The following is a 25,599-nucleotide window of genomic DNA, read 5'->3' on the forward strand; positions in this document are numbered from 1 at the left end:
AAACTGTTTGCTCTTATAAAGGTTAAAGACTCGATAAAGCTATAACTGCCTTTAGTTGATCAGCGCCTGGAGCGGTGCGGGAATTCGTCCGGCGCGACGGATTAATTTTTCCGAGCTGTATGGATTTACACCCATTACTGGAGCACGGCCGAGCAGTCCCCCAAACTCAACAATGTCACCTTCTTGCTTACCTGGAACAGGAATAACACGTACAGCTGTTGTTTTCTTGTTAATCATCCCGATTGCTGCTTCATCGGCAATAAGTGCTGACAAAGTGGCCGGCGTTACATCACCGGTCAGGGCAATCATGTCGAGACCTACTGAGCACACGCATGTCATTGCTTCCAGCTTGGATAGAGTTAAGGCGTTGTCGATAATTCCGCGAATCATTCCATTGTCTTCACTGACCGGAATAAATGCTCCGCTCAACCCGCCTACATATGAACTTGCCATTGCACCTCCCTTTTTCACTGCATCATTCATAAGTGCGAGGGCTGCGATCGTTCCGTGGGTGCCAACTCGTTCAAGCCCGATTTCTTCGAGAATTTCGGCTACGCTGTCATTCATCGCATTCGTTGGCGCAAGTGACAAATCCATGATTCCAAACGGAATGCCAAGGCGTTCTGCTACGACCCTTCCGATCAATTCACCAGCGCGCGTGACTTTAAACGCCGTTTTTTTGATAATATCCGATACTTCCCCAAGATCGGCGTCCGGATGTCGCTTTAATGCACTTAAGACAACGCCGGGCCCACTAACACCTACATTAATGACCGCCTCTCCTTCACCGGCACCATGAAAAGCACCTGCCATGAAAGGGTTATCCTCAACTGGATTGCAGAAAACAACAAGCTTTGCGCAGGCCAGACCATTTTGGTCCTTTGTTCTTTCTGCAGCTTCTTTAATGATCAAGCCCATTTGCCGGACCGCATCCATATTAATGCCGGTTCTTGTCGTAGCCACCGAAACGGATGCGCATACCCTTTCCGTTACGCTTAACGCTTCTGGAAGCGCATCAAGCAATGTTTGGTCGCCCTTTGTGATTCCTTTATGTACAAGTGCTGAAAAGCCGCCGATAAAATCTACTCTAAGGTCAGCAGCAGCTTTATCAAGGGTCCTCGCAAGTTCGACTGCTTGTTCTTTCGTTGCATTTCCAAGTATTTCAGCGATTGGAGTAATAGATATCCGTTTATTTATGATTGGGATTCCAAATTCCTTTTCGACTTGGTCAGCAACTTCCTTTAACCGTCCTGCATAGCTGACTATTTTGTCATAAACCTTCGTATTCATTTGTTGAAAATCAGAATCTGAACAGTCATGCAGGCTAATCCCCATTGTGACAGTACGGATATCTAAATTTTCCATCTCAATCATGCGCATTGTTTCCATCATTTCATCAATTGCTATGTTCATTTTTTCACACTCCTTCTCACACTCGATGCATCGCCTGAAAAATTTCTTCAAGCTGGATATTAATTTTCAGGGAGAGGTTATCTCCGATCTTGCTAAGTTGCTCTTGCAAACGATCCAGATTACCGGTTCCATTTACATCAACGATCATCATCATCGTGAAGAAATCCTGCAAAATCGTTTGGCTAATATCAAGAATATTGATTTCATTTTCCGATAAAACCGTGGTCACTTTAGCGATTATTCCCACCTGGTCTTTTCCCACAACACTTACTACTGCACGTCTCATCCTGACAGCTCCTCAAAAAGTTTTAGAAAATAAAAAAGAGACTGGATTTATCCAATCTCGGCAAAAAGTAGAATAACCTACATGATGAACCATAAGTTACTCTTCCGTCCTTTTGCCTGAGATTGTGAATCCTTCGGCGCCGCATCAGCGGTCTCTCCAGAAGCTGCTCCCGTTATAGTTTTATCCATAACGATCGTCGCTTGTTATTAAATAATAAAATGATTATAACAATACAAAAATATAAGATCAAGACGATTGTTTGAAAAAGCAAACTCATCTATTAGTAAAGGCATGATAAAACACAGGTATAAACCTGTGTTTAAGAGACGGTTTTCTTCAATGCGACATTTAAATATTGTCTTGGTGTTCCTTGGTACACGATCTTATTGAATTGCGGATATACCGATTCAAATTGGATATAGATCGGTGAGTCTAAAAGCCATGGATAATAGGTGAAAAATGCCTGGTCCCCGTAAGTGATTGCGGTTAGCGCCAGCTCTAGTTCACGCTGGAAAATTAAAAATCTCACCTGTGAATATTTCTCATCAAAGTCACCATTGCTTATATACACTCTGCCAAAGAGAATATACTGTCCAGATTTAGGTTTCCACTCAGCAAACACTTCATCGCGCTGCTTCGAGTTAACGGCATCTAAATCGAAATGACAGCCTATTTTTAAGAGGAATTCTCCGTTCGTGTCAGAATGGGTAAGCGTGTATTTTCTGTTGTCCACTGGCCCAAACTGAGTGGCTGGGGCTTTTATGTCGGTGGACAGCTTAGCAGGATCAAACTTATTCATCGTAAGTATAAAACCCCCTTACTATAGCGATAATTTGTTTACCCCATATTATGTTAATACGGGGGAAATGTGACTAGAGCCCAGTGTTACAGAGTATTCCGCTAAATATCCTCTCTCATTTAACGGGCTGTCATCTTCCTGGAGCACTGGCACCTGTCTCATAGACTGCTGTTTTTATTAAGATCCACTTGCCATTCTCCATGCTCCATTCCGATTCCACGAAAGCGATGGCATCAGCACTATAGGCACCGCTGATTCTTTGTACTCCCAATAAACGATTAGCTGTTCCGTTACTTTCTACGACCTTTAATGTACTGTATGGGAACACCATTAGTTCTGTTGGTTCATTCAATTTACCATTCCGGTATAAGCCAAGGCGCTCATAATCGTCTTTTCTGCTGCTAAGATCGAACCGGTATGTTTTTCCGGTTTTATCAATCGTAATGGAGGCCTGATAGTTTTCTTCGAACTGGCTGGTAATAGCGACTGGATCGGGAACAGTCAAATCTGTCATTTTAAAATCCTTCAAAGTGTATAAATAGTAATTAGAAAGTCCGCCGCTTCCTCCAGACGGAATGCTGACAAACATATCGAGAACACCATCGTGATTGACATCCTTAAAATCAACAACAGGCTCATATCCACCTGCTAGTTTAACCTCGTACGTTTTTCCGTTCGATGCCTTTACTTCCAAAAAAACATCTTTTTGAAAATTCGCACCTTCTTCGAACGGAAGCCCCTTTAAAATGATCGTATCTTTCTTACCGTCTCCTGAGACATCATATTTTTCTTCTGAAAAGATGTTCATTTTGCCAGCCTGTTCAACTGCGTAAACGCCGGTGATCGCCGATAATGACATAAAAAAGAAAGCGGTAAAGGCAAATAACAAGTCCCTTTTCACAATATCCCTCCTCGGATTTTCTTGTTAATGTTAACTTCTCCTTTCTTGGAAAAAACATGTAAGAAAATCAGGGAACGATAAAAAACCCTTCATCTCGTTTGAAATGAAGGGTTCCCACCTTACAGTTTATTCCTCAGTTTTATCCAATTTCCAAAGATGCTTTAGTTTTCCGCTTTCAGTTTCATCAAAAATGAATGAGCCATTGGAATAACGGTCGGTAAAGCGCAGTTCTGCCGCAACGACATGCTCCACTTGACCTTTTTCCGTCTGCAGGAAGACCCGGTCTCCACTCTGCACGGTTGCAAATCCGACAATACGGTGAGGGTTTGCTTTTAGCTCGCGAAGAATAACAAGCCCCCGTTTCGCCCGGGAGGACAGTTCAAATTCGCTGAGCTTCATTCGTTTAATCGCACCACGCTGTGTCGCAACCACAATTGACTGTGAAATAGAGTGGTCGATTATTTTACCACCGATGACGAAGTCCTGATCTTTCAGGTTGATACCCTTCACTCCTGCGGCGCGGGCCCCGACAATGCTGACCTCTTCTTCACGGAACCAGAGAGCATAGCCAAAGCTCGTTGTTAAAAACAGTTCCTTTGTTCCATCCGTTAGATGAACATCAACGACTGTGTCATCTTCTTTAAGATTGATAGCGACGAGCGCCTTCGAATAACGCTGCGCCTTATAATGCTTTAATTCCGTTTTTTTGACCATGCCGTTTTTCGTCACGAATAACAAAAACGCTTCCTGATTGAAATCTTTGACTGGAATCGCTTCAATGATTTCCTCATCGCGATCGATCGGGACGATATTGGCAACATGCTGGCCAAGATCCTTCCAGCGAGTATCAGGAATTTCATGGACAGGCAAATACAAGTAGTTCCCTTTGCTTGTAAAAAGAAGAACCACTTCCTTTGTATTCATCTCCAGCTGGGAAAGAAGCCTGTCCGTTTCCTTCATGCCAAAATCCTGGCCATTCGACGCAGCAAAAGAGCGAAGGCTTGTTCGTTTCAGATAGCCGTCTTTTGTGAGGGTGACAATGACATCTTCACTGGCAACCAATACTTCGAGATTAATTTTAATTTCCGAAATCTCATCTTCAATACTCGTTCTGCGCTGGTCTTCGAAGCGTCTCTTGACGTCTTTTAAATCCTTCTTAATAACCGCAGCAAGCTTTTTCTCACTGTCCAGAATGGCGGACAGCTCCTCGATTTTCTTCGCTAACTCATCTGCTTCCTGCTGAAGCGCCGTTATATCTGTGTTCGTTAAACGGTAAAGTTGTAAAGACACGATTGCTTCAGCCTGTGCTTCGCTAAATTCGAATGATGAAATTAAATTGTCTTTGGCGTCGCGCTTGTCCTTTGAAGCGCGGATCGTCGCGATTACTTCATCAAGGATCGATAAAGCTTTCATTAGGCCGTCTACGATGTGCTGGCGGTCCTTTGCTCTTTGCAGGTCGTACGTGGCCCTGCGTGTTACGACTTCCTTTTGGTGGCCAATATATGCATCAAGCAGGTCGCGCAGTCCCATTAATTTTGGGTGCCGATTGTGAATGGCAACCATGTTAAAGTTATACGTGATTTGAAGATCGCTGTTTTTGTATAAATAGTTGAGCACGCCTTCAGCGTCTGTTTCTTTCTTTAATTCAATGACGATTCGCAAGCCGGTCCGGTCGGTTTCATCCCTAACCTCAGCAATCCCTTCAAGCTTGCGATCAAGCCGAAACTCATCAATTTTCTTAACGAGGTTGGCTTTATTGATTTCAAACGGGATTTCGGTAATGACAATTTGCTGTTTGCCACCGCGTACTTCTTCAATCTCCGTTTTTGCGCGGATAATGATTTTTCCCTTGCCTGTTTCATATGCTTTCTTAATTCCGTCTACACCTTGAATAATCCCGCCGGTTGGAAAATCGGGACCTTTAACGGCAGTCATTAAGTCTTCCACTGAACAATCGGGATTGTCCATTCTCATGATCACACCATCAATAACCTCACCAAGATGATGGGGCGGAATATCTGTCGCATAGCCGGCAGAAATCCCCGTTGATCCGTTGACAAGCAAATTAGGGAACATCGCTGGTAAAACAGTCGGTTCATTTGATGTGTCATCAAAGTTCGGAATAAAATCGACGGTTCTTTTTTCGATGTCCCTTAAGAGTTCGGCCGCAATCGCCGAAAGCCTGGCTTCTGTATAACGCATCGCTGCAGGAGGATCGCCGTCGATACTGCCGTTGTTTCCATGCATTTGAACAAGATATTTACGAACTTTCCACTCCTGGCTCATCCGCACCATGGCATCGTAAACGGATGTATCTCCATGGGGGTGATAATTACCGATTACATTTCCAACTGTCTTTGCTGACTTACGAAATCCTTTTTCATGGGTATTGCCCTCAACATGCATAGCATAGAGAATCCTGCGCTGCACCGGTTTTAAACCATCACGTGCGTCAGGCAGGGCCCGTTCTTGAATAATGTACTTGCTGTAGCGTCCAAAGCGATCGCCCAGCACGTCTTCAAGCGGCAAATCTCGAAATTTTTCAACTGAACTCATGATTCAGCACCCTCCTCTGCAACCGAGATATTTTCGTTTTCAAGGATGTTGCTGTCATCTTCAAGGCCAAAAGCAACATGGGTTTCAATCCATTTCCGGCGCGGTTCAACTTTGTCACCCATTAACGTTGTCACCCGGCGCTCTGCCCGCGCAACATCGTCAATGCGGACTCGGATAAGTGTTCTAGTTTCCGGATCCATCGTTGTGTCCCAAAGCTGGTCGGCATTCATTTCACCAAGGCCTTTATAGCGCTGGATCATATAGCCTTTACCAACCTTCTTAATCGTCCCTTGAAGCTCTTCATCGCTCCATGCATATTCGACCACTTCTTTTTTGCCCGATCCTTTGCTTACTTTGTACAAAGGAGGAAGCGCAATGAAGACTCTTCCTGCTTCAAGAAGCGGTTTCATATATCGGTAAAAGAACGTCAACAGCAACACTTGAATATGGGCACCGTCCGTGTCGGCATCCGTCATAATCACGATTTTTTCATAATTTATATCGTCAAGGTTAAAATCGCTGCCAACCCCGGCACCAACTGCATGAATGATCGTATTGATTTCTTCATTTTTAAAAATGTCCTCAAGTTTGGCTTTTTCAGTATTGATGACTTTTCCACGCAATGGCAGAACAGCCTGGAAACGGCGGTCGCGCCCCTGCTTTGCAGAGCCGCCTGCAGAATCGCCCTCGACAAGGTACAGTTCATTTCTCTGCGGATTTCTCGATTGAGCCGGCGTCAATTTCCCGGAAAGGACCGCATCAGAGCGTTTTCTCTTTTTCCCGCTGCGGGCATCCTCACGCGCTTTTCTGGCCGCCTCCCTTGCCTGGAAGGCCTTGATCGCCTTCTTGATCAACAGCGAACTGATATCCGGATTTTCACCAAGAAAATAAGCAAGATTTGAAGACACAACTGCATCTACTGCCGAACGGGCTTCACTCGTACCGAGTTTTCCTTTTGTTTGTCCCTCAAATTGCAAAAGTTGCTCAGGAATCCGCACTGAAATGATTGCAGAAAAACCTTCACGAATATCGGCACCATCCAGGTTCTTATCCTTTTCTTTCAGAAGTCCGGCTTTTCTGGCGTATTCATTAAATGCTCTTGTTAACGCAGTTTTCGAACCGGCTTCATGTGTGCCGCCGTCCTTCGTCCTTACGTTATTAACAAAAGACAGAACGTTTTCAGAATATCCATCATTGAATTGAAAAGCAAAATCTACTTCAATCCCATTTTGTTCACCTTCAAAGCTGACAACAGGATGAAGGACATCTTTTTCTTCATTTAAATATTCAACAAACGCCTCAATCCCGTTTTCAAAATGAAATTCTTCTTGTACATTGTTGCGCTCATCGATAATATCAATTTTCATCCCTTTTAACAAAAAGGCGGACTCGCGGAGTCGTTCACAAAGCGTCTCAAAATTGTAAGTAGTTGTCGAAAAAATACTGGAATCGGGCTTAAAATGAATCGTCGTTCCAGTTTGATTCGTTTTTCCGGTCTTTTCAAGTGTCGTAACCGGCTTGCCGCCGTCTTCAAAGCGTTGTGTATAAATAGAGCCGTCGCGTTTAATTGTGACAACGAGCCATTCCGACAAAGCATTGACGACAGAGGCGCCAACACCGTGCAAGCCGCCGCTTGTTTTGTATCCGCCCTGGCCAAATTTTCCGCCGGCGTGAAGTACCGTCAAAATCACTTCAGGTGTAGGCTTGCCAAGCTTGTGCATCCCTGTCGGCATACCGCGCCCTTTATCGATTACACTGATAGAGTTATCTTTATGGATTCTAACGATGATATGGTTTCCAAACCCGGCCAGTGCTTCATCTACCGAGTTGTCAACAATCTCGTAAACAAGATGATGCAGACCCCGTGCATCGGTGCTCCCAATATACATGCCCGGGCGTTTTCTTACCGCCTCGAGACCTTCAAGCACCTGTATGGCATCATCATTGTAATCAAATGCTTCCTGATTTGCTGCCACGAACATACCCCTTTCATTGCTACAAAACAACATTAACGTATTCTCTGGATGTTGTCGAACACTCTTTTTAAGTATCGTCCATTTAAATTAGATTCTTTAGAAGTTTACCATTTTAGGAAATTGGAACAAACGTTCTTATCGTATTTTACCATAAGTTCGCCAAGCGTCTATGCTTAATTGTATCTATTTATTTCGTTTTGGCAAATCTATTTGAAAAATTCATCGTAAAATCCAAAGAAATTTCGGCTTAATTGCTGTTATTTTATTACATAAACACGCGGTCTTTTAAAAAAAAGAAACATGAATCATTATGATTTCATGTTTCTTTAAAACGCTATTTCGTCATCGCATGCTCAACCTTGATACAGCGGTCCATGATGACAGTATAGCCTTTTTCTTTTAAATATTGAAAGACTTCTTGATCCCTTACCCCAAGCTGGGCCCAGAACACATCGGCATCCACTTCTTCAAACTCTTTTGCAAGCCCGGCTAAATGCTCGGGACGCCGGAAAATGTCGACAATATCGATATGGCCTTCAACATCCTTTAACGACGGAACAGCCTTCACGCCAAGCGCTTCATCAATATTTGGATTGACAGGAATGATTTCATAACCGGCATTTTGCATCGCTTCCGACACCATATAAGAGGTCCTTGCTGGATTATTGCTTAAACCAACAACAGCAATTCTTCTAGCCTTTTTTAAAATTTTGCCGATTTCTTCACGATCCGGATTTTCAATTGCCATTCTTTTCACCCTTTTCACTAAAAATATAGGATTATTCAGTGATTAAGCCCTTTTCAATCAAGAAATCTTTGGCCACCTGTTCAGGATCTTCCTTATCGATGTCGACCTTTGCATTCATTTCTGCCATTTCTGCTTCAGAAATCTTTCCGGCCAGACCATTCACAACCTTTTCAAGTTCAGGGAATTCGTCCAATACTTCCTGTCTGACGATCGGTGCTGCATAATATGGCGGGAAGAACCCCTTATCATCCTTTAAGGAAGCAAGATCATATCGGGCAATGCGGCCATCGGTTGTGAAGGCCGGAATCACATCAACTTCCCCTTCCTTGACTGCTTCGTACATAATATTCGGATCAAAACTTTTCTGGTCTTTAAACTCAAAATTGTAGGCTGCAACCATCGCGTCATAGCCATCCTCGCGCTCATAAAATTGGTGTGGTGCCCCAAAGGAAAGATCCTTTGAATATGGCACTAGATCAGAAAAATTCTCAGCTGCAATGTTTTTATCCTTCGTATAGGCAAGTGTATAGGTGTTTTCAAAGCCGAGAGGCTCTAGCCAAACTATATCATATTTTTCTTGATAACCCGTCTTTACCCGCTCAAATATGTCATCAGCAGACTCACCTGGTTCTGCCTTTTCTTTTAAAACCGCTTCAAGGCCGGTCCCAGTATATTCAACATACATATCAATATCACCTTTTTCCATTGCTGGTGTCAGGATCGAAACCTCCCCGAGTCCATCCTCCACCTCGACATCATAGTCGGTATGTGCTTTAATATATTCAGATAAAATATGCGGCAGGATGTATTGCTCTGTCCACATTTTCCCCGAAATAACAATCTTATCTCCTGAGTCACCGCTGTTGTTGCAGGCAGATAAAACCCCGATCATAAGCATAAGCGAGACGCACATTAATAATCTTGTTTTCATCAATTTCCCCCCTGAATATTTTTTAATCCCTTTGGTGTAGCTGCAACTTCAATTCGTTTTAAAATAAAGTCAAATAAGATTGCTAATAGTGCGGCAGGGATTGCTCCTGCTAACACAAGCTGATTATTCCAAGTCGATAAGCCCCTGTATATGAGTTCACCGAGGCCGCCTGCTCCGACAAATGTGGCCAGCGTCGCCACTCCAACCGTTAAAACAGTGGCAGTACGGACTCCCGCCATAATGAACGGAAGTGAGAGAGGCAGTTCAATTTTCGTTAAAATTTGTTGATTGGTCATACCCATTCCTTTGCCTGCTTCAATCACCGCACTGTCAACTCCGACAATTCCCGTGTATGTATTGCGCAGGATCGGAAGTAACGAATAGACCGTTAAGGCAGTAATCGCAGTCACATTACCAGTCCCAAAAATGGGAATCAGGAATCCGAAGAAAGCAAGGCTTGGAATCGTCTGAAATACAGCCGTAATCCCAATTACAAACTCGGCAAGCTTCTTCTTCCTTGAAACGATGATGCCAAGAGGCAGGGAGATTACTAGCGCAATCAAGATAGCCGTAAATGACAAAAATAAATGTTCCGTCAAACCTTGCCAAATATCATCAGATCTGGATGTAATCGTTTCTATAAATGCTGAAAATACGTTTTCTTCCATCTGTGGACATCCTCCATCCTTACCTCGGCCAAAACGCTTAATAAATGGTCTTTCGTGATGATACCGACCATTTTATGCTGTTCATCAACAACGCCGAGCGAATTTAGGTTTTTCTCAATAAGCAAACGGACTATGTCTTTAAGATCATCCTGCTCTTGCACGATCGGATAATCTTCTTCCTCGGTTAAAGCTGACATGGCTTCAAGGACTTCTGTAGGTTGAACGGTAATTCCTTGTTCGCCTTGGGCGGCTTTAACCATCACATCTTTCGCTGTTAAAGCTGTTTTTTCGGTTAACCGCTCTTCCCCCAAGAAGTCGCGGACAAAGTCATTTGCCGGGTTAGAAAGCAGTTCGTCAGGAGCTGCTATCTGAATGATTTCCCCATCTTTCATGACGGCAATCCGGTCGGCAATTTTAAGGGCCTCATCAATATCATGTGTAACAAACACGATTGTCTTGTGAATTCGCTGCTGAAGGGATTTAAGCTCGTCCTGCAGCTGTTCACGGCTGATCGGGTCAAGGGCGCTGAATGGTTCATCCATCAATACGATCGGCGGTTCAGCGGCCAGGGCCCGGATGACACCGACACGTTGTTGTTGCCCGCCGCTTAATTCCAATGGATATTTGGCCTTGTATTGTCCGGGATCAAGCCCAACCATCTCCAATAGCTCTTCAACGCGCTTTTCATAGTCTGCCTTTTTCCAACCCTTTAGCCTTGGGATTAGTGAAATATTGTCGGCGATCGTCATATGGGGCATCAGGCCGATTTGCTGGATCACATAGCCGATTCTTCTTCTCAGTTCCACACCATCCACTTCAGCAATATCTTCACCATCGATATAAATAGTGCCTGAAGTCGGAGCGATCAATTTATTGATCATTTTCATCGTTGTCGTTTTGCCACAGCCGCTCGGACCAATTATGACGACGAGTTCCCCTTTTTCAATATGTAAGTCGATCCCTTTTACTGCTTCAAACCCATCTGGGTATACTTTGCTCACCCGATTAAACCGGATCATTTACGATCACCTGCTTTTATTCTTGATTATCTATTTCGTGCTATTATTCCCCATAAGCGGTTTATCTCTTGCATTGACGCTTGAAGCTATATCCTTTTGCCTATACCCGAAAATTTTTCTGAAAAACCTTTCAGTCCGCTAAGATTTTCATTTATCTAACTTTGCGAACCTCTCGATTTCTATCTATTCCTTCTCAAATTTTCATGCTCAAATTTTCATGTCTTCCCTCCCTTTGACTTTCGCTTATTAGTTAATTCTGCCAGTTCTTATCGTAAAAGTCATTTTTCAAGCTTCTGTTTAAAAAAATGGCCTGATTGTCTCAGACCATTTTTCGCTGTTATTTCTTCGTGATGTTGTTATCTTTTTTCCACTGTAACGCTGTCCAGGCCGCTTCGTCGGCAAAATATCTTGACCAGCTTGCCACTCCTGCCAGTTCATATTGGGCGGCCATCTCTGTCCGTTTTCTTAATGAAAGTTCATCTTCAAGCCAAATTTTATATGTTGCTTGTTCTGCCTCATTATAGTATTCCGCGTAATTTTGGCCGCTGTCCGGATCATAAGTCGGTTGAATTTTGTTTGTAATAAGCCATTCCTTTACTTTATTCATCGACAGTGCCGTTGAAGTAACCTCGACGTTCCCGCCGGCGAGTACTTGTTCTTTCCAAAGTCTTGCGTATAAAGGGACGCCAAGAATTAATTGTTCTTTCGGGACTTCATCCAACAGTTTGCTTAAATTTTGCTCGACCCATGGAAAGCTGGCGACGCTTCCCGCCTTCTCAGAGCTTGCCCAATGCTCATCATATGCCATCACGATCATGTAATCGACGATATTCGCCAGTTTGTCTCGTTCATAAAAGGCAGACCAATTTCCACCGGAGATAAACGTAATATCCATCGAGACGACTAAGCCAGCCTGATGAAAATAAGCAGTTGCCTCGCGAACGAATTGGGTCACAAGCGGTCCATCAGCTTCATTTACATTTTCAATATCCAGGTTGATTCCGGCCAATTGATACGTTTGACTGTAGTTAAGCAGCTGGCGGATAATCTTTTGTCTTGTTTCGAAATCTTTAAAGGCTGAATGGGTCAGCTCCGGGTTAAAAGCGTTGGAAAAGAGTCCCCAAACATGGTAACCCCTGTTTCGCGCCCAGTTTACATAGTCAATGGATGCGAGATTTTTCACAGCTCCATCAGCTGATGTAAGTTCGAACCATGTTGGCGATACAACATTTACTCCGGGCATTGCCGGAATTTGATTCGTATCTGGATTTTTTGTATAAACAGCCTCCCAAGTAAGTTGGACAGGCCCGTCTAGTTGCGGAAGCACAGGATTATTCGAATCACGTGCAATGGTAACCACCTCTTCTGAAGTCTCCTTGACTAAATCTTTCTCGATATAGCCGGCAATTCCGCTTTCGTTTCTAACGAACAAATAATCGTCCGTTGCCTTTTCAATATATATCGGCTCTTGATCAATTGTTTTCGCAACATAGGCTGACTGGAGGCTTGCTTTAGTGCGAAGCCGCAACTTTTCAGCATGAGCATCCTTTCCCGTAATGACTCCTCTTGTCAGATGCTGCCCGTCCTGCTGAATCCAAACGGCATTTGATTCCTGCAAAACTTTAAATTGGATCGGAAAATAAGCCAGCATCGCATCGAGCGCGACATGCAATTCACCACTCTTGGCAGTTACTGCTGGAAACTGGAGTTCAACCGGCTGGCCATTTTCATAAATAGTCTGTGATTCGCCAGGCATTTGGACAACTTTATCCTTTGTTGCGATAATTATAGAATTAGATTTTTGATCATAGGCGATATTCCCTTCAATGCTGTTCATAAAGGAGACGGGAACATACACCGATTCACCTTCAATGATCGCATTTCCTGCTTGTGCCCCTTTAAAAAGAATCGGGTTGTCACCGATAAAATGATTGTCTTTCACCTTTGACGCAAAAGGATACAAGAGTAAGAGAACACTCGAAATGACCATCAAACACGCCAAGAGAAGTCCCCCGGCAATCCATTTTTTTGATAGTTGCTTTCGTTTCTCTCGTTGCAGAATTGCTATTTTCATCTCCCCCTCACTCTTATCGTACTGAAAACTGCCGGAAATGAAAAGGATTGTTTACCTCCAATAATACCTATGAAACCAATCTTTTTTCATCCCATATTGTTAACGAAAATAACAGACAAATAGTTTCATCATGAATAGAAAAAAGAACCGGTTTATCCCGGTTCTTAATGAAAAATAGATTAATAGGTTGTAAAGCCCGTTGCTTTTTGGATTAAATAGGTTAAATACTTAAAAACGGGGAGATCGTTCTGATCCGCTTCGTAATCGACAGTATAACGCCCGTTTTTATTGTCCCAAATTCGCTCAAAATAGGAATCAACGTCTTGATATATATCTGTTTCCGGTGGTGCCGTGATTTTGATATCTGTCTCTAGATTAAGATCATTTAAGTTTCTTGCCGTAAAATTAGCAGAGCCCCCGATGATGACACCGTTGTTTTCTTTTTTGATAAACATTAGCTTACTATGAAATTGTTCTTTACCGATATCGTACCAGCGGATGTGAATATGGTCATGCCCGAGCTTATCCAGCTCTGCTGCTACCGGGATGTTTGGGAGTCCGATTTTTTCCGAGCCGAATGCATTTTTGTTCGGATCTAAAATAAGACGAATATTGACGCCCCGGTCTGCCGCTTCTTTTAAGTGGTCAATAACATGGCGATCTGCAAGATAAAACATTCCAAGCCATACTATATCCCCTTTTTTTGTATCATTGAGCTCGCTTAATATATGTTTTGGAATTTTTCCTTCTGTCAGGAGCTGGATTTTAACGGGGCCGGGTTCTGCTTCTGCAGCTTGAAATTCCGGCAGCTTTGGGCCATTTGAAATGTTGGAAACAGCCTGCTCAGATTCCAAAATGTCATTTATAATATTCCCGCTTACTTGAAAGGCTATATTTGAATGGTTAGCACTTTCATCATGAGGGTTTGCTGAAGAAATAATTGCCGTTTTTTCGGATACAAATACCTTACGGTGGTTTGCTTTAATGTTCAACAGTTTAAGATAGGAGCGCATCGTCCATCCGGTGCAGTTTCCGCCAAAGGATTCGGCATCCAGCCGTTGCCATTCTGGCCAAACCTGTGGATAAATGTTCGCCAAATCCCCGAGTAAAGAGGATTAGAATCCCTAAGCCGGTCGACATTGGTATACACGGTTTCGATTCCGTGTTTTTTTAGTTCTGTCAACTCCTTTGCTCGATGGGAGTTGTATGTTGTGTTGATCTCATCTGTAATAAAAATAATCTTGATATCGTTGTTTTCCTGCTTTTTCTTAATCAGTTCTTTTGTTAAAACAGCACTGATTTCGGGGAAATCCTTGCCTAGTTGTGTATATCCGTTAAATAAAAACATATCTATCACGATATACTGTTCAGCATTGCGAATTGCCTCAAATATGGTATCAAATATATGCTGATCATGCATGATGCGTCCATTTTCATCTTTATAGGTGAGATCATAAAGAAATGAGGCATCTTGAACAGTGTGAACTTTTCCTTCATATGAAATATTCGGGGGCAGCGGCTTTTGTCTATTGTAAATAATCACAGTACTGATGATGGCTATAACGAGAAGCGGAATCCACACCCTTTTTTTCTTTATCAGGATTTTTAGTTTATTCAATTTAAAACTCCCCTTTAAATGCTATCTGTTCGCCTTGAGTGGACTTACCGGCCTTTCACAGCCCATTTGGTCCGTTTTACCCATTTGCCACCAGCATAAAACTCCTTGTCTGCCGTTTAGCGAATTTAAAAAACTGCTTCGCTTTATGCAGAAGCAGCCTGTGTGTTCATTATTTAGTGAACCAGCCTTACTAGCATATGGGCAAGCATATGCTTTTCTTCTTGGTTGCCGACTTGCCAGAGCTCCTGCAACAATTTTTCTTCGCGATTGCGAGGCTCTTCCTTTTGGGCAAGATAATCACCAACCTTTTGGGCAGCGTTTGCGAGATGCTCTTCATCAAGCCCCAGCTTCATTCCTTTCGAAACTTTATCGCCCAAATAGCTTTTAAATTGATCAAAATTGGCTAAGATCTCTTCCTTTTTTTCACTGCCCAGGTCATTTAATTTTGCTTCAATTCTTCCATCCGCGTCAGTATTAGATTGATTGATCTGATGTTCCATGGTGAACCTCCTTTTCTATTAATGGGTAATCTGTTTTCATTTACCCCTTCATCAGAAACTGAAACAGTTTCTAGCCATGCAAGCTATGTTTATATTATCTAGTTTGCCTTGCTGTGGTAAATTTATTGTCAGCAAACATATTTAAATCCGCGATTTATCTGCTATAATATTTTCGGGGTGCTATTATTATTTTGCCACCGATGAAGGGGTGAATACATGGCGGTTGACGCATTAATCATTTTATTAGCTTATTTACTTGGGTCAATTCCTTCAGGCCTGATTATCGGAAAAGTTTTTTATGGAACCGATATTCGCCAGCATGGAAGCGGTAACCTCGGAGGAACCAATACATTCCGGACTCTCGGAGTAAAAGCGGGGTTGATTGTTACAAGTGCCGATATTTTAAAAGGAACACTTGCTGCAGCATTGCCTGTTTTGTTTGGATCAGATATTCATCCATTGATCGCAGGTGTTGTTGCAGTCGTTGGCCATATGTACCCGTTGTTTGCGGGGTTCAGAGGCGGCAAGGCAGTCGCAACATCAGGCGGGGTGCTGCTTTTTTATGCGCCACCGATGTTTGTCATAATGCTGTTAATCTTTTTCGTAAGTCTGTACATAACAAAGTATGTTTCCCTATCTTCGATGATGGCAGCAATCGCCGCTGTTATTTATGCAATCATCTTTGGTGATCTTCCGCTCATCATCGTCGTCTCGATTCTTGGTTTTTTTGTGTTCTACCGGCACCGGGCCAATATTAAGAGAATTATCAATAAAACGGAACCTAAAGTGAAATGGCTGTAGAGGATGAAAACCTTCCTCCGCAGCCATTTTTCTGCAGTTTTTCTTTTCAATGGAACTGACAATCCTCTTGTAAGAACATTCATTCTGATCTTCCTTTCGGCTTTCAGTTGCATAGTCCGCCTACAATTCGCTCCATTTAAATGATTTTTTATTTGCTCAAATGCCAAATGTTCTAAAAAAGAAATATTTTGTGCGTTATTGCTAACATATGGGGTATTTTGGTATGATAATAGTATGAAAGTCTTATTTATCAGCAAACTCTTTTTTCAGTTCGCATAGTTTGACATAATCATACTTTATTATCCATAAAGTATATTGACCGTGCGATTTTGATACGCAGTTTTTTAATAATAATGATAAGGATGGTTCGGAAATGGACTCATATGAGAACGTTTTAGAAAAACTGCCTTTCCCCTATTTTTATATTGAGCATAACTTATTGATATTGATGGCGTCGAAGTATGCGGAAATGGCCTTTCAAGCGCCATATGCCTTTTCAGAGCTGGTGATGGAGCGCGATGAAGAAAAACTCCGCTCTTTCTTATTTGAATGCTCAAATAAGACCTCTTTGACTATTCCAATGAACCATGTGGATTACGGTTTCATAACTTATACCATTTACAAAGTCGCTTCAGAACCCGGGATCCATCTTTTCTGCTTTCCAACTGAAGCGCATACGGCAGAAATTCAAAGTTTAATCACTACAGTGGAACGTAAACTGACCTTTTTTCACGGACAGCTTGCCGAGAAAAAACAAGCCTTTGAAAAAGCCACACAAGAAATGCACGAAGCAGCGATCGCAACCAGCCATATTACTACTGTAGAAAAGCTTGCGGCCGGGATTGCCCATGAAATACGAAACCCGCTTACGACCGTGAAGGGTTTTATCCAGCTTATCAAACCATATTTAAATGAAATTGGGAAAGAAGAATATGCGAACGTAGCCCTTGAAGAGATTAACAGGGCCAACGATATCATTTACGAATTTTTGAATGCTGCAAAACCGAAGAAAAATAAAACCGAGTATGTTTACTTAAATACGATCATCCGGGAAATTTTCATGCTTTTTGAAAGCGAGGCACACTTACGGAACATCCGTTTTACAGTCGAGTATGACCAGCGAGATGCACTTTTACATATCGATAATAAACAATTGAAACAAGTGTTGGTCAATATGGTCAAAAATTCATTGGAGGCAGTCGATGAATTGGGCTCCGAAAGACAGGGCGACATTCAACTAATAACGCAAGTATGTTCAGGTTGTGCGTTTATTATTATTAGAGATAACGGCTGCGGAATCGCTGAGCAAACGGCCGAGAAGCTTTTCAATCCTTTCTATACTACTAAAGAAACAGGAACAGGGATCGGTTTGTCTGTGTGCAAAAAAATTGTTGAAAGTAATGGAGGAAAAATATACGTCGAAAGTACGGTTCCTCAGGGGGCAACATTTAAAATTGCTCTCCCTGTGGCCAGCGAATTAGCCTCCATTTAGCAGCTTTGTCCCTGCTGCAAAGAAGCCGGCTGCTGTTTATATTCTCAAGCAGGGTCTGTTACAACAATCCCTGCTATTTGTCCATTCCCGTTTCCTGCTCTCAGCAAGATAAATTCATTTTTTTGTCAAGAAATAACGCGGGTTGCTTCGGAATATCGTTTAAACTAGTAATAAGAACATTTACTGATTAGGAAGGTGTTTACACAATGAAAGAATTGCACTTGAATACAGGCGAGCTTATATTCGCAACGTCGGTGCAGGAACATGAGGACGAAGAGTTCCATTTAGAATTTTTTCATTTCCAACCTGATTACGATTGCGAAGGAGTCCCACTAAAAACAATCAACAACTTTGATGAATTGATCGATTTTTTAGAGATGATGGATCCGCCTGTTTAGAATTTTTTTTGAAAAATTGTTGCGATAAAGATTAAAAAGCGGCTGCCCCAAAATAACCGGGGCGCCGCTTTCTTTGCAAACGGGAAAAACCAGGCAATGCCCGGGCGTGATTAGGCATGAAAGTCTCAAATCTTCAGCAATTGAAAACGCCCTGTCCCAAGGACATCTTCGACAAAATCAAGCTTGATGTTGTTAAAATATACAGCATCCCGTTCGTGAATAACGACCTTTAATTCTTCAAATGTAATCACTTCATCAGCTTCTAACGGCCGCTCCTCCAGAGACAGCTTTAATTGGGGACCTCCTCAGCCGATTCCCATCGCAAGCCTTACGAAAAGCTCTTCTTCCTGAAATTTTTTCTCTTTCTCGACAGCTTTATGGATTGCATCATAAGCTTTTTCTGTCATCTTCAACATCGGATCACCCCTTGTATTTTAAATTGCTTTACCCTTCTCCATTCGTTCAAAACTAATGTAGTTTTAGACGGAGATCGGGACTTACGATTAGCCCAAGCCTGGTTAGATAGCATCTTCCCAAAAATTCAAGCAACAAAGTGACGGTTAATGGTAAAAGCGAGGAGTATTATTAACAAGATATGCGGCAATCGTCGGTGAAAAGTGGGCCGTTCTCTTCAATGGAGCTGCATTCGGATTTTCCCATCTTGCATATGGTTTTTCGTTTATTTCTTGCCTTGGAATTGCAATTGGTGGCCTTTTTCTCGCCGGATTAACGATTCGATCAGCGAGCCTGCTTCCGGCTGCCATTTGGCATGTCTGTCTCAATCTGCTCATGATCCTGAGCGGTTTAATTACGATATCGTAATCTTCTCGTAAAAACCAAATCGTCTGGCGCCGTTTCGAGCTTGAAATACCAGTGTTATCGGATATTTGTCTGTAAATTAAACTGATCGTATCGCGAATTTTCATCTGACCATACTATGTAGTGACGTTGATCACTCGCTTCAATGCCGGTTGTATTTTATAATGAAGGTATACAGCAATGGAAGGAGCCGAACCACATGAATATCTTTGTGAGCGATGATGCAGCTGAATGGTATAAACAAGAAATGCTCTTGAAAGACGGTGACTTTGTGCGATTTTTTGCCAGGTATGGCGGATGCAGCACTGTCCAGCAAGGTTTTTCCCTAGGCATTTCAAATGAAAAGCCGCTTGATATCGGGGCGAAAACGAATAAGGACGGCATCACCTATTATATAGAGGAAAAAGACTTATGGTATTTTGATGACCATGATCTCCGCATTGAATACGATTCAGAAGCGGAAGAACCTGAATATCACTACTCTAATTAAGGCAGACGCTGGTGGCGTCTGCTTTCCTTTTAACCTGCATTGAAGTCCTCTATCTTTCACCAAATATGCTCAAACAGCCCTTCTGTCTTCAAAATTTCAACCTGTCTTGAACCAATCAAGTCAAAATGCGGATAGTCTTTCCGATTATGAATCCACTCTGATTTAAGGTCATATTTGGCGCCCCATTCTGCCAATTTTTCAATGTTGCTGCAGCCTACTTTTGTAACAGTATTACAGCCTGGGAAACGTTCATCCAGCCAATAATGTGTTATAAAAGCTATTTCCCCGGCCGAGATTTTCCTTTTCCAATCCTGCAATTCCTGTCTGTTTATTCCGAATGCCAACGATCTCACCTCATGTCAATTTGCAGCTTGTTCCACTTTTTTTGCTTTTTCGTAAGCCTCATGCCAGTCAGGATAACTTCTTTTTATAGAAATTGGCCTGAATGATTCTTTTTTTACACAAACATGCTTGGATAAGCCTGTAACTGCTATGTTGCCGGATTCATCTGCGATCTCATAGGCATACGTGACCCTGAACCCGTCATATTCTTCAATCCACGTCTTAACAAGCGCTTTTTCTCCGTATCGAACCGGCTTTTTATAGGATGCTTGAATATCAATTACAGGGGAAATAATCCCCTCCCCTTCTAGTTTTGCATAGTTGAACCCTAAATCTTCAATCAACTGTGTGCGGCCGAGCTCCATCCAAATAAGATAATTCGCATGGTAGACAACCCCCATTTGATCTGTTTCAGCATAGCGAACTTCAATTTCCTTCACCGCAACATGCATGTTCTATTCCCCTTCACTTACTTTTTTGATTGCTTGTGCAAAATCGGCTTCATTCAGCTGAGCCGCTTTGTCTAAAAGCATTTCTCCTCCATAACTCGACATAAACCTGAGTGCCTGAAATTGAATGGCTTCATCAACAAGATTGGTTGCATATCGGCCATTCCCAAACGTGTCGGCATCTTTAAGAGAAGCACGTATAAACTGTCTGCCTTCTTCAGTTATTTGATATTGATAGGCCGCGGCATATATTTCAATGATTTCAAGTAATTCTTCTGTAGAATAATCGGGAAAATGAAAGAATTTCTTAAACCGTGAGCGGACGCCCGGATTGCTATCAAGCAGCCGTTCCATTTCGTTCGGATAGCCGGCTAAAATGACAACAAGATTTTCATTATGCTTTGTCATTTCATCAACTAGCGTATCGATCACTTCCCTGCCAAAATCACCATGGCCATTTCCGAGCAATGAATAAGCTTCATCAATAAACAGCACTCCCCCGAGAGCCTCCCGGATTTTCTTCTTAGTTTTTATAGCCGTTTGCCCGACATAGCCTGCAACTAAATCTGCCCTGCTTGCTACGACTAAATGACCCCGTTTCAACATTCCGCATTCTTTGAGCAACCGCGCATAAATTTTCGCCACAGTTGTTTTCCCGGTGCCCGGATTTCCGGTAAAAACGGCGTGGAGCTGGATTGTCACAACCGGCATGCCATGGTCTCTGCGGAGCTGCTGCATTTTAACAAATGAAATTAATGATTTCACGTCATTCTTGACTGTCGCTAAGCCGGTTAGCTGTTCCAATCGCTTGAGCGGTTTTTCTTCAAGCTCCCTCGCTCTTTCCGTGAAGTCTTCTTTTTCCAGAAGCGTATATATTAGAAAATCGTTGCGTTTTTCAGTTGAAGACCCTTTTTTAAAAATCGCATCAAGAACGAGGTTGCGGATAGTTCTCGCATTTCCAAACGTATCGTCAACGCGCTCCCTGTCAATCCGTTCGCCGAGTGCTCTCTTCGCATCTTCTGTTAAGATAAAATCATTTTCATAAGCAAGCTTTTCGGCTATCTCAACCAATTCAGTTTCGTTGTAATCCTCCAGGTGAATATGATTGGAACTTGGAAAACGGCTTCTCAAACCAGGATTGGTATCGAGGAAATGTCTCATTTCTTCAGGGTAGCCTGCCAAAATGACCGCAAATCTGCCCTCATACTCGCTGCCGGTCATAAGTGAGACAAGAGTGTCGATCGCTGTTTGGCCATAATCGCTCCCCGATTGTGAGTCCCGCTTTAAGCTATAGGCTTCATCAATAAATAAAACTCCGCCAACTGCCCTTTCGACGATCGCTCTGACGTTTTCTTCAGTCTGGCCCACATAGGCACCGATCAGCTGGGATCGGTCTGCTTCAATGACTTCCTCTCCGGGCAGAACGCCAAGCTCATGGAAAATTTTTGCGAATAGACGCGCTAATGTTGTTTTTCCCGTACCCGGATTTCCCGTTAAGACAATATTAAGGTTCAACGCATCCTTTGTTTGGAATCCAAGCGCTTTGCGTTCTTTTTGGTACTTTAGAAACCGGTAGAGGTTGTTCACTCTTTCCTTAACCGATTCTAAACCAATCATCTCATTTAGTTCTTCTAGGGAGCTTATGTTTTTGCTGTTTGTTGCTTCTTCCGTAAACAGGCTAAGCCATTCCAGTTTTAATCGCTCAATCTCTTCAAGACTCGTTTTCAAATCCTCCACACGGGTCGATGTATAAAAAACACCACTTATCGAAGCCTCATATTCTTCGGCCGCCTTTAACAAGCGGGATGTATAGTCAATCACATCTTGCAAAATTTTTATTAAGTTCGCGTATACCGCTTCAATAGCCGTCTGGTTGAGATCGATTAAAGCTTTTTGCCATTTTTCGAGCTGCTGCAACTGTTCCTCTGCCTCTTCCAAAAAGACTCGGCAAATAGCAATATATTGGTCGGCAATTTTCTGTTTTGTCGTCCGGTTATCGGTTTCTCTAATCGTTGGAAAAACAAGGCGGCTCAAGAGGTCCCGGTTCTTTTTCCATTCAAACTGGGCAAGATACGAGGTTGCCCGTTCATTGGAGGGATGAAACTGAGCGGCTTTTTCCATCCATGCCAAAACAAGTGAATCCTGATGGCTTTTTCGGCTTCTTGATAGTGCTGCCAATGTATATAAAACCGACAATTCTGCCTGGTCCTTATCATCATTTAAATGCGAAATTGTTTTTAACAATTCGCCCTCATTCGAAATACAACCCGTTTCTTTTAGCTCTAGTTCCCAGTTAGTGATTTTATCTTGGTGATTTAGCTGTTTGTGCTGTTTCACAATACCATCTCATTCTGTATGATCATTTTCTCTATCTTACCATAATTTAATGAGCAGCTAAAAAAGAACCGCCTTTTATAACAGGCTTTAAACGGGAAAGACCTGTCCCCGCTGGAACAGATCCTCCTTTAATCATTCCTTAAGTTTTCTATTGGTTTTGCTGCGCCTGTGCCTCATCCCTTACTTCTTGGCGCAAACCATCCAGGCTTTCACGGCGGCGTTCGTTCTTCGCTTCAACTTGGGCACGCGCTTCTGGTCCGGCAAAGTCAAGTGTCGCTTCAGCCTCTTCCATATTTTCAATCGTATTGACTATCATTTCTTGCAGTTTCTCGACATTATCACTGCGATCATCCGGTTTGGGTCTAATGTCAGCCATTGTGTTTTCCTCCTTTGGATTAAGATGCTACACAAATAGTTTGTAACGAATTCGAGAGAAAAATTAAGGGAAAAAGAGGGGAATTCTTATTATCGGAGTTGTTTTGTTGCGATCGAAACATTGATGAAAAAAGAAAACCTCCACCCTGATTGGGGCGGAGGTTTGGGCGGTCAGTATTAAAACCCAAGCCATTGCGAGACAATCCTGATAATGGGTTTTATTTATTCCCCTTTTGTCTGGATAACTTGAGGGTGCTGACCAGAGCGGTCCTGCATCTGTTTCCCTTTATTTCCCCCAAATCCCCGCGGTTGAGTACCTAAATGGTTTGGGACGAATTGTTGCCGGTTTTTTCCATGTATGTTCTTGCTCATGTAATCATCCTCCTTCTTTCATTATTACCATGAGAAGAAGGAACCATGACTGGAAAATAGAGCTGGACTACTCTGCCTTATCGAGTCTTTTTTGTTCAAGGCGGGCTTCTATTTTCTCGATCGCATCACGGTCATTTAGGAGCTGGCGCTTATTTTCCGAAACAAGCTCGGAAAAAGAACGTTTACGAGGCTTTCTCATCACTTTTCACTCTCCTTTAATATTATAGTAACAGTAATTATGCCCAAAAACGCTTTCAATTATTACAACTTTTTGAAAATTAAATATCGTCTTACATCTTATTTGCCATAATAAAAGACACCCTATGTTTGGGTGCCACTGAGACCGGGTTATTCATTGATGAACTGGTTCATTTGTTCTTGTGTCATCGCGCCAATATGTTTACTTTGGACAATTCCAGCCTCATCTATATAGTAGGTCGTTGGGATTGATATGATTTGATAAATTTTGCTAACCTCTTCTTGATCATCAAGAAGAATCGTAAAAGTAACTCCTTTTTCTTCAGCAAATCCCTTCACATCATTTTTTGGGTCGATGTTCACCGCCAGAACAGCGACTTCATCCTTCATGTCGCGATAAAACTGTTCCATGGCAGGCATTTCTGCTTTACAAGGGGGACACCAAGTCGCCCAAAAATTGAGCATTACTTTCTTTCCTTTATAATCAGAGAGCTGTACTTTTTCCCCTGTCAACGCAGTTAATTCGAAATCGGGAGCTTTTACACCCATTTTCAGTCCCGGCAGATTGTCTGGCTGTTCTTCCTTCTCCATCGCCTGAACGATCGCCACGGTTAGTAAAGCAGTCAATATTACCACAGCGATTACTTTTTTGACCATGCTGTCCCTCTTTTCCCATTTTGTCATCCTCTATTAATAAGTATTTTACCCTAGAAAATGCGAAAAAATAAGGTGGCCAACGGTCAAAAAACAACCAGAAATGTGACGATTCTCGAAACACTCGTTAAAGAAGCTGGCCAATTCAGGTCAGCTTGAACTTGTTAATGATGATTGAAATAATTTAGGAAGTTGTTCCTTAAAGTTTCCTCTTAAAATCCCTTTTTCGGTAATGATCGCCGTAATTAAATGATGTGGCGTTACGTCAAAAGCGGGATTATATACTTTAACACCTTCCGGCGCTGTTTGTTTGCCAAGCCCAGCAGTAATTTCCGCCGCATCCCTTTCTTCAATTGGAATTTCGGCTCCTGTTTTAGTAGCAAGATCGATTGTTGAAATCGGAGCAGCAACATAAAAGGGAATATTATGGGCTTTGGCCAGCAACGCGACACCATAGGTTCCAATTTTATTAGCTGCATCCCCGTTTGCAGCGACACGGTCACATCCAACGATTACTGCTTGGATCCAGCCTTTTTGCATGACGATGGCGGCCATATTGTCAGCAATTAAGGTAACATCGATGCCGGCTTGCATCAATTCCCATGCTGTTAATCTCGCTCCCTGCAGAAGAGGGCGTGTTTCATCCGCAAAAACCTTCATGTCCCAGCCACGTTCTTTGGCGAGATAAAGCGGCGCAAGCGCTGTCCCATATTTTGCTGTGGCAATTCCACCGGCATTGCAATGAGTCAGGATTCCCATTCCATCTTCCAAAAGGGTTATGGCATGTTCACCGATACTCCGGCAAACCTGTTCATCTTCTTCACGAATTTTGTGCGCTTCGTCCTCGAGCGCCGCTTTGATCAACGTGACAGGCTTGCTGCTTTCACTCTGTGCCCGTTCATTCATCCGTCGTAACGCCCAAAATAGATTGACCGCAGTCGGTCGTGAGCCAGCCAGGTAATCTGATTTTTCTTTAAAAACGGTGTAAAAGGAAGAAAAACTGTCTTCAGGAGCTTCTTTGAGCCCGAGAAGCAAGCCGTATGCAGCTGCGATGCCAATCGCCGGGGCACCGCGCACCTTTAATTGCTTGATGGCATTCCAGGTGTCCTCGATAGCGGTTATTTCTAAAAAATCGATGATGGTGGGAAGCTTTGTTTGGTCCAATATATATAATTTTCCGTTTTCGTATGTGACGGATTGGATTGCTGTATTATTCATCAGTAACTCCTCTCACATTGCCATGCATTATTATGAAGAATATTTTAACACGCCGATGTCGAGCTTTTCTATTCCTATTTTCTAAGACAATTTCCAAAACGAGTGTAGAGTAGAAAACAGGAATTAGATATTGTCTTCTTGTCCTCGGGTTTCAGGGTGTTCCAC

At 42.7% G+C, this 25,599-nt stretch carries 28 protein-coding genes, 1 pseudogene and 1 riboswitch; of the genes and pseudogenes, 5 read left to right on the plus strand and 24 right to left on the minus strand.

Features of this window, described 5'->3' with window-relative positions; genetic code table 11:
- Positions 1–51: 51 nt before the first annotated feature.
- From CVD23_RS08360 to CVD23_RS08420, 14 genes are all read right to left on the minus strand, one after another.
- Positions 52–1,413, minus strand: a complete 1,362-nt coding sequence (locus CVD23_RS08360; RefSeq protein ID WP_101577527.1) for a PFL family protein — start codon at positions 1,411–1,413, stop codon at positions 52–54.
- Positions 1,414–1,429: 16 nt separating this feature from the next.
- Entirely contained in the window at positions 1,430–1,699 is a 270-nt protein-coding gene (locus tag CVD23_RS08365) for an ACT domain-containing protein (protein WP_101577528.1), read from the minus strand.
- 94 nt (positions 1,700–1,793) lie between these two features.
- Positions 1,794–1,869, minus strand: a riboswitch (glycine riboswitch).
- A 149-nt stretch (positions 1,870–2,018) separates the two neighbouring features.
- Positions 2,019–2,498, minus strand: coding sequence for a staygreen family protein (locus CVD23_RS08370; RefSeq protein WP_101577529.1), 480 nt, complete (start codon positions 2,496–2,498; stop codon positions 2,019–2,021).
- A gap of 130 nt (positions 2,499–2,628) precedes the next feature.
- Positions 2,629–3,399, minus strand: a complete 771-nt coding sequence (locus CVD23_RS08375; RefSeq protein WP_101577530.1) for a hypothetical protein — start codon at positions 3,397–3,399, stop codon at positions 2,629–2,631.
- 126 nt (positions 3,400–3,525) lie between these two features.
- Entirely contained in the window at positions 3,526–5,955 is a 2,430-nt protein-coding gene (gene parC, locus CVD23_RS08380) for a DNA topoisomerase IV subunit A (protein ID WP_101577531.1), read from the minus strand.
- Positions 5,952–7,931 (minus strand): DNA topoisomerase IV subunit B, encoded by a 1,980-nt coding sequence (parE, locus tag CVD23_RS08385; protein ID WP_101577532.1) that lies wholly within the window; start codon positions 7,929–7,931, stop codon positions 5,952–5,954. Before parE ends, parC begins: the two co-directional genes overlap by 4 nt.
- A 334-nt stretch (positions 7,932–8,265) precedes the next feature.
- Positions 8,266–8,679 carry a CoA-binding protein gene (locus tag CVD23_RS08390; protein WP_101577533.1) on the minus strand — a complete coding sequence of 138 codons (414 nt, stop codon included), beginning with the start codon at positions 8,677–8,679 and terminating at the stop codon, positions 8,266–8,268.
- A gap of 31 nt (positions 8,680–8,710) precedes the next feature.
- Positions 8,711–9,610, minus strand: a complete 900-nt coding sequence (locus tag CVD23_RS08395) for a glycine betaine ABC transporter substrate-binding protein (protein ID WP_101665736.1) — start codon at positions 9,608–9,610, stop codon at positions 8,711–8,713.
- Complete coding sequence (locus tag CVD23_RS08400) at positions 9,610–10,278, minus strand: ABC transporter permease (RefSeq protein ID WP_101577535.1); 669 nt, start codon at positions 10,276–10,278, stop codon at positions 9,610–9,612. The genes CVD23_RS08395 and CVD23_RS08400 overlap by 1 nt, the downstream gene beginning before the upstream one ends.
- Entirely contained in the window at positions 10,248–11,297 is a 1,050-nt protein-coding gene (locus CVD23_RS08405) for an ABC transporter ATP-binding protein (RefSeq protein WP_101665737.1), read from the minus strand. The genes CVD23_RS08400 and CVD23_RS08405 overlap by 31 nt, the downstream gene beginning before the upstream one ends.
- 337 nt (positions 11,298–11,634) lie before the next feature.
- Positions 11,635–13,371: a glycosyl hydrolase family 18 protein gene (locus tag CVD23_RS08410; RefSeq protein ID WP_180955602.1), complete on the minus strand. Its 1,737-nt coding sequence runs from the start codon at positions 13,369–13,371 to the stop codon at positions 11,635–11,637.
- A gap of 179 nt (positions 13,372–13,550) precedes the next feature.
- Positions 13,551–14,384: a phospholipase D-like domain-containing protein gene (locus CVD23_RS22420; RefSeq protein ID WP_257988186.1), complete on the minus strand. Its 834-nt coding sequence runs from the start codon at positions 14,382–14,384 to the stop codon at positions 13,551–13,553.
- Positions 14,360–14,989 (minus strand): hypothetical protein, encoded by a 630-nt coding sequence (locus CVD23_RS22425; RefSeq protein ID WP_257988187.1) that lies wholly within the window; start codon positions 14,987–14,989, stop codon positions 14,360–14,362. The genes CVD23_RS22420 and CVD23_RS22425 overlap by 25 nt, the downstream gene beginning before the upstream one ends.
- Positions 14,990–15,162: 173 nt before the next feature.
- Complete coding sequence (locus CVD23_RS08420) at positions 15,163–15,489, minus strand: DUF3243 domain-containing protein (RefSeq protein WP_101665738.1); 327 nt, start codon at positions 15,487–15,489, stop codon at positions 15,163–15,165.
- A 216-nt stretch (positions 15,490–15,705) separates the two neighbouring features.
- On the opposite strand from CVD23_RS08420, the gene plsY reads away from it, so the two are divergent.
- The 4 genes and pseudogenes from plsY to CVD23_RS08435 all read left to right on the plus strand — a co-directional run bounded on the left by plsY (position 15,706) and on the right by CVD23_RS08435 (position 18,180).
- Positions 15,706–16,290, plus strand: coding sequence for a glycerol-3-phosphate 1-O-acyltransferase PlsY (gene plsY, locus CVD23_RS08425; protein ID WP_101577539.1), 585 nt, complete (start codon positions 15,706–15,708; stop codon positions 16,288–16,290).
- An 826-nt stretch (positions 16,291–17,116) separates the two neighbouring features.
- Positions 17,117–17,236: pseudogene (locus CVD23_RS22975) on the plus strand (histidine kinase dimerization/phospho-acceptor domain-containing protein); the annotation flags it as partial.
- Positions 17,237–17,350: 114 nt separating this feature from the next.
- Positions 17,351–17,782: a sensor histidine kinase gene (locus tag CVD23_RS22980; protein ID WP_441296843.1), complete on the plus strand. Its 432-nt coding sequence runs from the start codon at positions 17,351–17,353 to the stop codon at positions 17,780–17,782.
- A 206-nt stretch (positions 17,783–17,988) separates the two neighbouring features.
- The gene (locus CVD23_RS08435) at positions 17,989–18,180 is read left to right on the plus strand and encodes a hypothetical protein (RefSeq protein WP_101577541.1); all 192 of its coding nucleotides are present in this window, start codon (positions 17,989–17,991) and stop codon (positions 18,178–18,180) included.
- Positions 18,181–18,305: 125 nt separating this feature from the next.
- Here the strand turns inward: CVD23_RS08435 and CVD23_RS22430 are convergent, their stop codons facing one another.
- Positions 18,306–18,431: a hypothetical protein gene (locus CVD23_RS22430; RefSeq protein WP_257985657.1), complete on the minus strand. Its 126-nt coding sequence runs from the start codon at positions 18,429–18,431 to the stop codon at positions 18,306–18,308.
- A gap of 309 nt (positions 18,432–18,740) precedes the next feature.
- Positions 18,741–19,106 (minus strand): hypothetical protein, encoded by a 366-nt coding sequence (locus CVD23_RS22985; protein ID WP_245917433.1) that lies wholly within the window; start codon positions 19,104–19,106, stop codon positions 18,741–18,743.
- A 92-nt stretch (positions 19,107–19,198) separates the two neighbouring features.
- On the opposite strand from CVD23_RS22985, the gene CVD23_RS08445 reads away from it, so the two are divergent.
- On the plus strand, positions 19,199–19,489 hold the full coding sequence (locus tag CVD23_RS08445; RefSeq protein ID WP_101577542.1) for a HesB/YadR/YfhF family protein: 291 nt from the start codon (positions 19,199–19,201) through the stop codon (positions 19,487–19,489).
- 56 nt (positions 19,490–19,545) lie between these two features.
- On the opposite strand, the gene CVD23_RS08450 is transcribed toward CVD23_RS08445, so the two are convergent.
- The 8 genes from CVD23_RS08450 to mtnA form a co-directional block, all read right to left on the minus strand.
- Complete coding sequence (locus tag CVD23_RS08450; RefSeq protein ID WP_101577543.1) at positions 19,546–19,833, minus strand: hypothetical protein; 288 nt, start codon at positions 19,831–19,833, stop codon at positions 19,546–19,548.
- Positions 19,834–19,848: 15 nt separating this feature from the next.
- A complete protein-coding gene (locus CVD23_RS08455) occupies positions 19,849–20,283 on the minus strand; it encodes an acyl-CoA thioesterase (RefSeq protein ID WP_101577544.1) in 435 nt (144 codons plus the stop codon).
- 3 nt (positions 20,284–20,286) lie between these two features.
- Positions 20,287–22,617, minus strand: coding sequence for an AAA family ATPase (locus CVD23_RS08460; RefSeq protein ID WP_257988189.1), 2,331 nt, complete (start codon positions 22,615–22,617; stop codon positions 20,287–20,289).
- A gap of 148 nt (positions 22,618–22,765) precedes the next feature.
- On the minus strand, positions 22,766–22,993 hold the full coding sequence (gene tlp / locus CVD23_RS08465) for a small acid-soluble spore protein Tlp (protein WP_101577546.1): 228 nt from the start codon (positions 22,991–22,993) through the stop codon (positions 22,766–22,768).
- A 221-nt stretch (positions 22,994–23,214) separates the two neighbouring features.
- Positions 23,215–23,364 carry an acid-soluble spore protein N gene (locus CVD23_RS08470; protein WP_101577547.1) on the minus strand — a complete coding sequence of 50 codons (150 nt, stop codon included), beginning with the start codon at positions 23,362–23,364 and terminating at the stop codon, positions 23,215–23,217.
- Positions 23,365–23,431: 67 nt separating this feature from the next.
- A complete protein-coding gene (locus CVD23_RS08475; RefSeq protein WP_101577548.1) occupies positions 23,432–23,563 on the minus strand; it encodes an FbpB family small basic protein in 132 nt (43 codons plus the stop codon).
- Positions 23,564–23,712: 149 nt separating this feature from the next.
- On the minus strand, positions 23,713–24,219 hold the full coding sequence (locus CVD23_RS08480) for a redoxin domain-containing protein (RefSeq protein ID WP_101665741.1): 507 nt from the start codon (positions 24,217–24,219) through the stop codon (positions 23,713–23,715).
- A gap of 147 nt (positions 24,220–24,366) precedes the next feature.
- The gene (mtnA, locus tag CVD23_RS08485; RefSeq protein WP_101577550.1) at positions 24,367–25,434 is read right to left on the minus strand and encodes an S-methyl-5-thioribose-1-phosphate isomerase; all 1,068 of its coding nucleotides are present in this window, start codon (positions 25,432–25,434) and stop codon (positions 24,367–24,369) included.
- Between the last annotated feature and the right edge of the window lie 165 nt (positions 25,435–25,599).

The sequence above is a fragment of the Bacillus sp. V33-4 genome (assembly GCF_002860225.1).
Classification (GTDB): Bacteria; Bacillota; Bacilli; order Bacillales; family Cytobacillaceae; genus Bacillus_BJ; species Bacillus_BJ canaveralius.

Coding starts and splice junctions, on each gene's coding strand:
- CVD23_RS08475 (WP_101577548.1), bottom strand. CDS start 23,563: ATGAGAAAGCCTCGTAAACGTTCTTTTTCCGAGCTTGTTTCGGAAAAT.
- CVD23_RS08435 (WP_101577541.1), top strand. CDS start 17,989: ATGAAAGAATTGCACTTGAATACAGGCGAGCTTATATTCGCAACGTCG.
- CVD23_RS22985 (WP_245917433.1), bottom strand. CDS start 19,106: ATGAAAATTCGCGATACGATCAGTTTAATTTACAGACAAATATCCGAT.
- CVD23_RS08405 (WP_101665737.1), bottom strand. CDS start 11,297: ATGATCCGGTTTAATCGGGTGAGCAAAGTATACCCAGATGGGTTTGAA.
- CVD23_RS08390 (WP_101577533.1), bottom strand. CDS start 8,679: ATGGCAATTGAAAATCCGGATCGTGAAGAAATCGGCAAAATTTTAAAA.
- CVD23_RS08470 (WP_101577547.1), bottom strand. CDS start 23,364: ATGAGCAAGAACATACATGGAAAAAACCGGCAACAATTCGTCCCAAAC.
- CVD23_RS22980 (WP_441296843.1), top strand. CDS start 17,351: ATGCTTTTTGAAAGCGAGGCACACTTACGGAACATCCGTTTTACAGTC.
- CVD23_RS08365 (WP_101577528.1), bottom strand. CDS start 1,699: ATGAGACGTGCAGTAGTAAGTGTTGTGGGAAAAGACCAGGTGGGAATA.
- CVD23_RS08445 (WP_101577542.1), top strand. CDS start 19,199: ATGAATATCTTTGTGAGCGATGATGCAGCTGAATGGTATAAACAAGAA.
- CVD23_RS08370 (WP_101577529.1), bottom strand. CDS start 2,498: ATGAATAAGTTTGATCCTGCTAAGCTGTCCACCGACATAAAAGCCCCA.
- CVD23_RS08410 (WP_180955602.1), bottom strand. CDS start 13,371: ATGAAAATAGCAATTCTGCAACGAGAGAAACGAAAGCAACTATCAAAA.
- CVD23_RS08395 (WP_101665736.1), bottom strand. CDS start 9,610: ATGAAAACAAGATTATTAATGTGCGTCTCGCTTATGCTTATGATCGGG.
- CVD23_RS08420 (WP_101665738.1), bottom strand. CDS start 15,489: ATGGAACATCAGATCAATCAATCTAATACTGACGCGGATGGAAGAATT.
- tlp (WP_101577546.1), bottom strand. CDS start 22,993: ATGGCTGACATTAGACCCAAACCGGATGATCGCAGTGATAATGTCGAG.
- CVD23_RS08400 (WP_101577535.1), bottom strand. CDS start 10,278: ATGGAAGAAAACGTATTTTCAGCATTTATAGAAACGATTACATCCAGA.
- plsY (WP_101577539.1), top strand. CDS start 15,706: ATGGCGGTTGACGCATTAATCATTTTATTAGCTTATTTACTTGGGTCA.
- mtnA (WP_101577550.1), bottom strand. CDS start 25,434: ATGAATAATACAGCAATCCAATCCGTCACATACGAAAACGGAAAATTA.
- CVD23_RS22420 (WP_257988186.1), bottom strand. CDS start 14,384: ATGCGCTCCTATCTTAAACTGTTGAACATTAAAGCAAACCACCGTAAG.
- CVD23_RS08455 (WP_101577544.1), bottom strand. CDS start 20,283: ATGCATGTTGCGGTGAAGGAAATTGAAGTTCGCTATGCTGAAACAGAT.
- CVD23_RS08480 (WP_101665741.1), bottom strand. CDS start 24,219: ATGGTCAAAAAAGTAATCGCTGTGGTAATATTGACTGCTTTACTAACC.
- parC (WP_101577531.1), bottom strand. CDS start 5,955: ATGAGTTCAGTTGAAAAATTTCGAGATTTGCCGCTTGAAGACGTGCTG.
- CVD23_RS08360 (WP_101577527.1), bottom strand. CDS start 1,413: ATGAACATAGCAATTGATGAAATGATGGAAACAATGCGCATGATTGAG.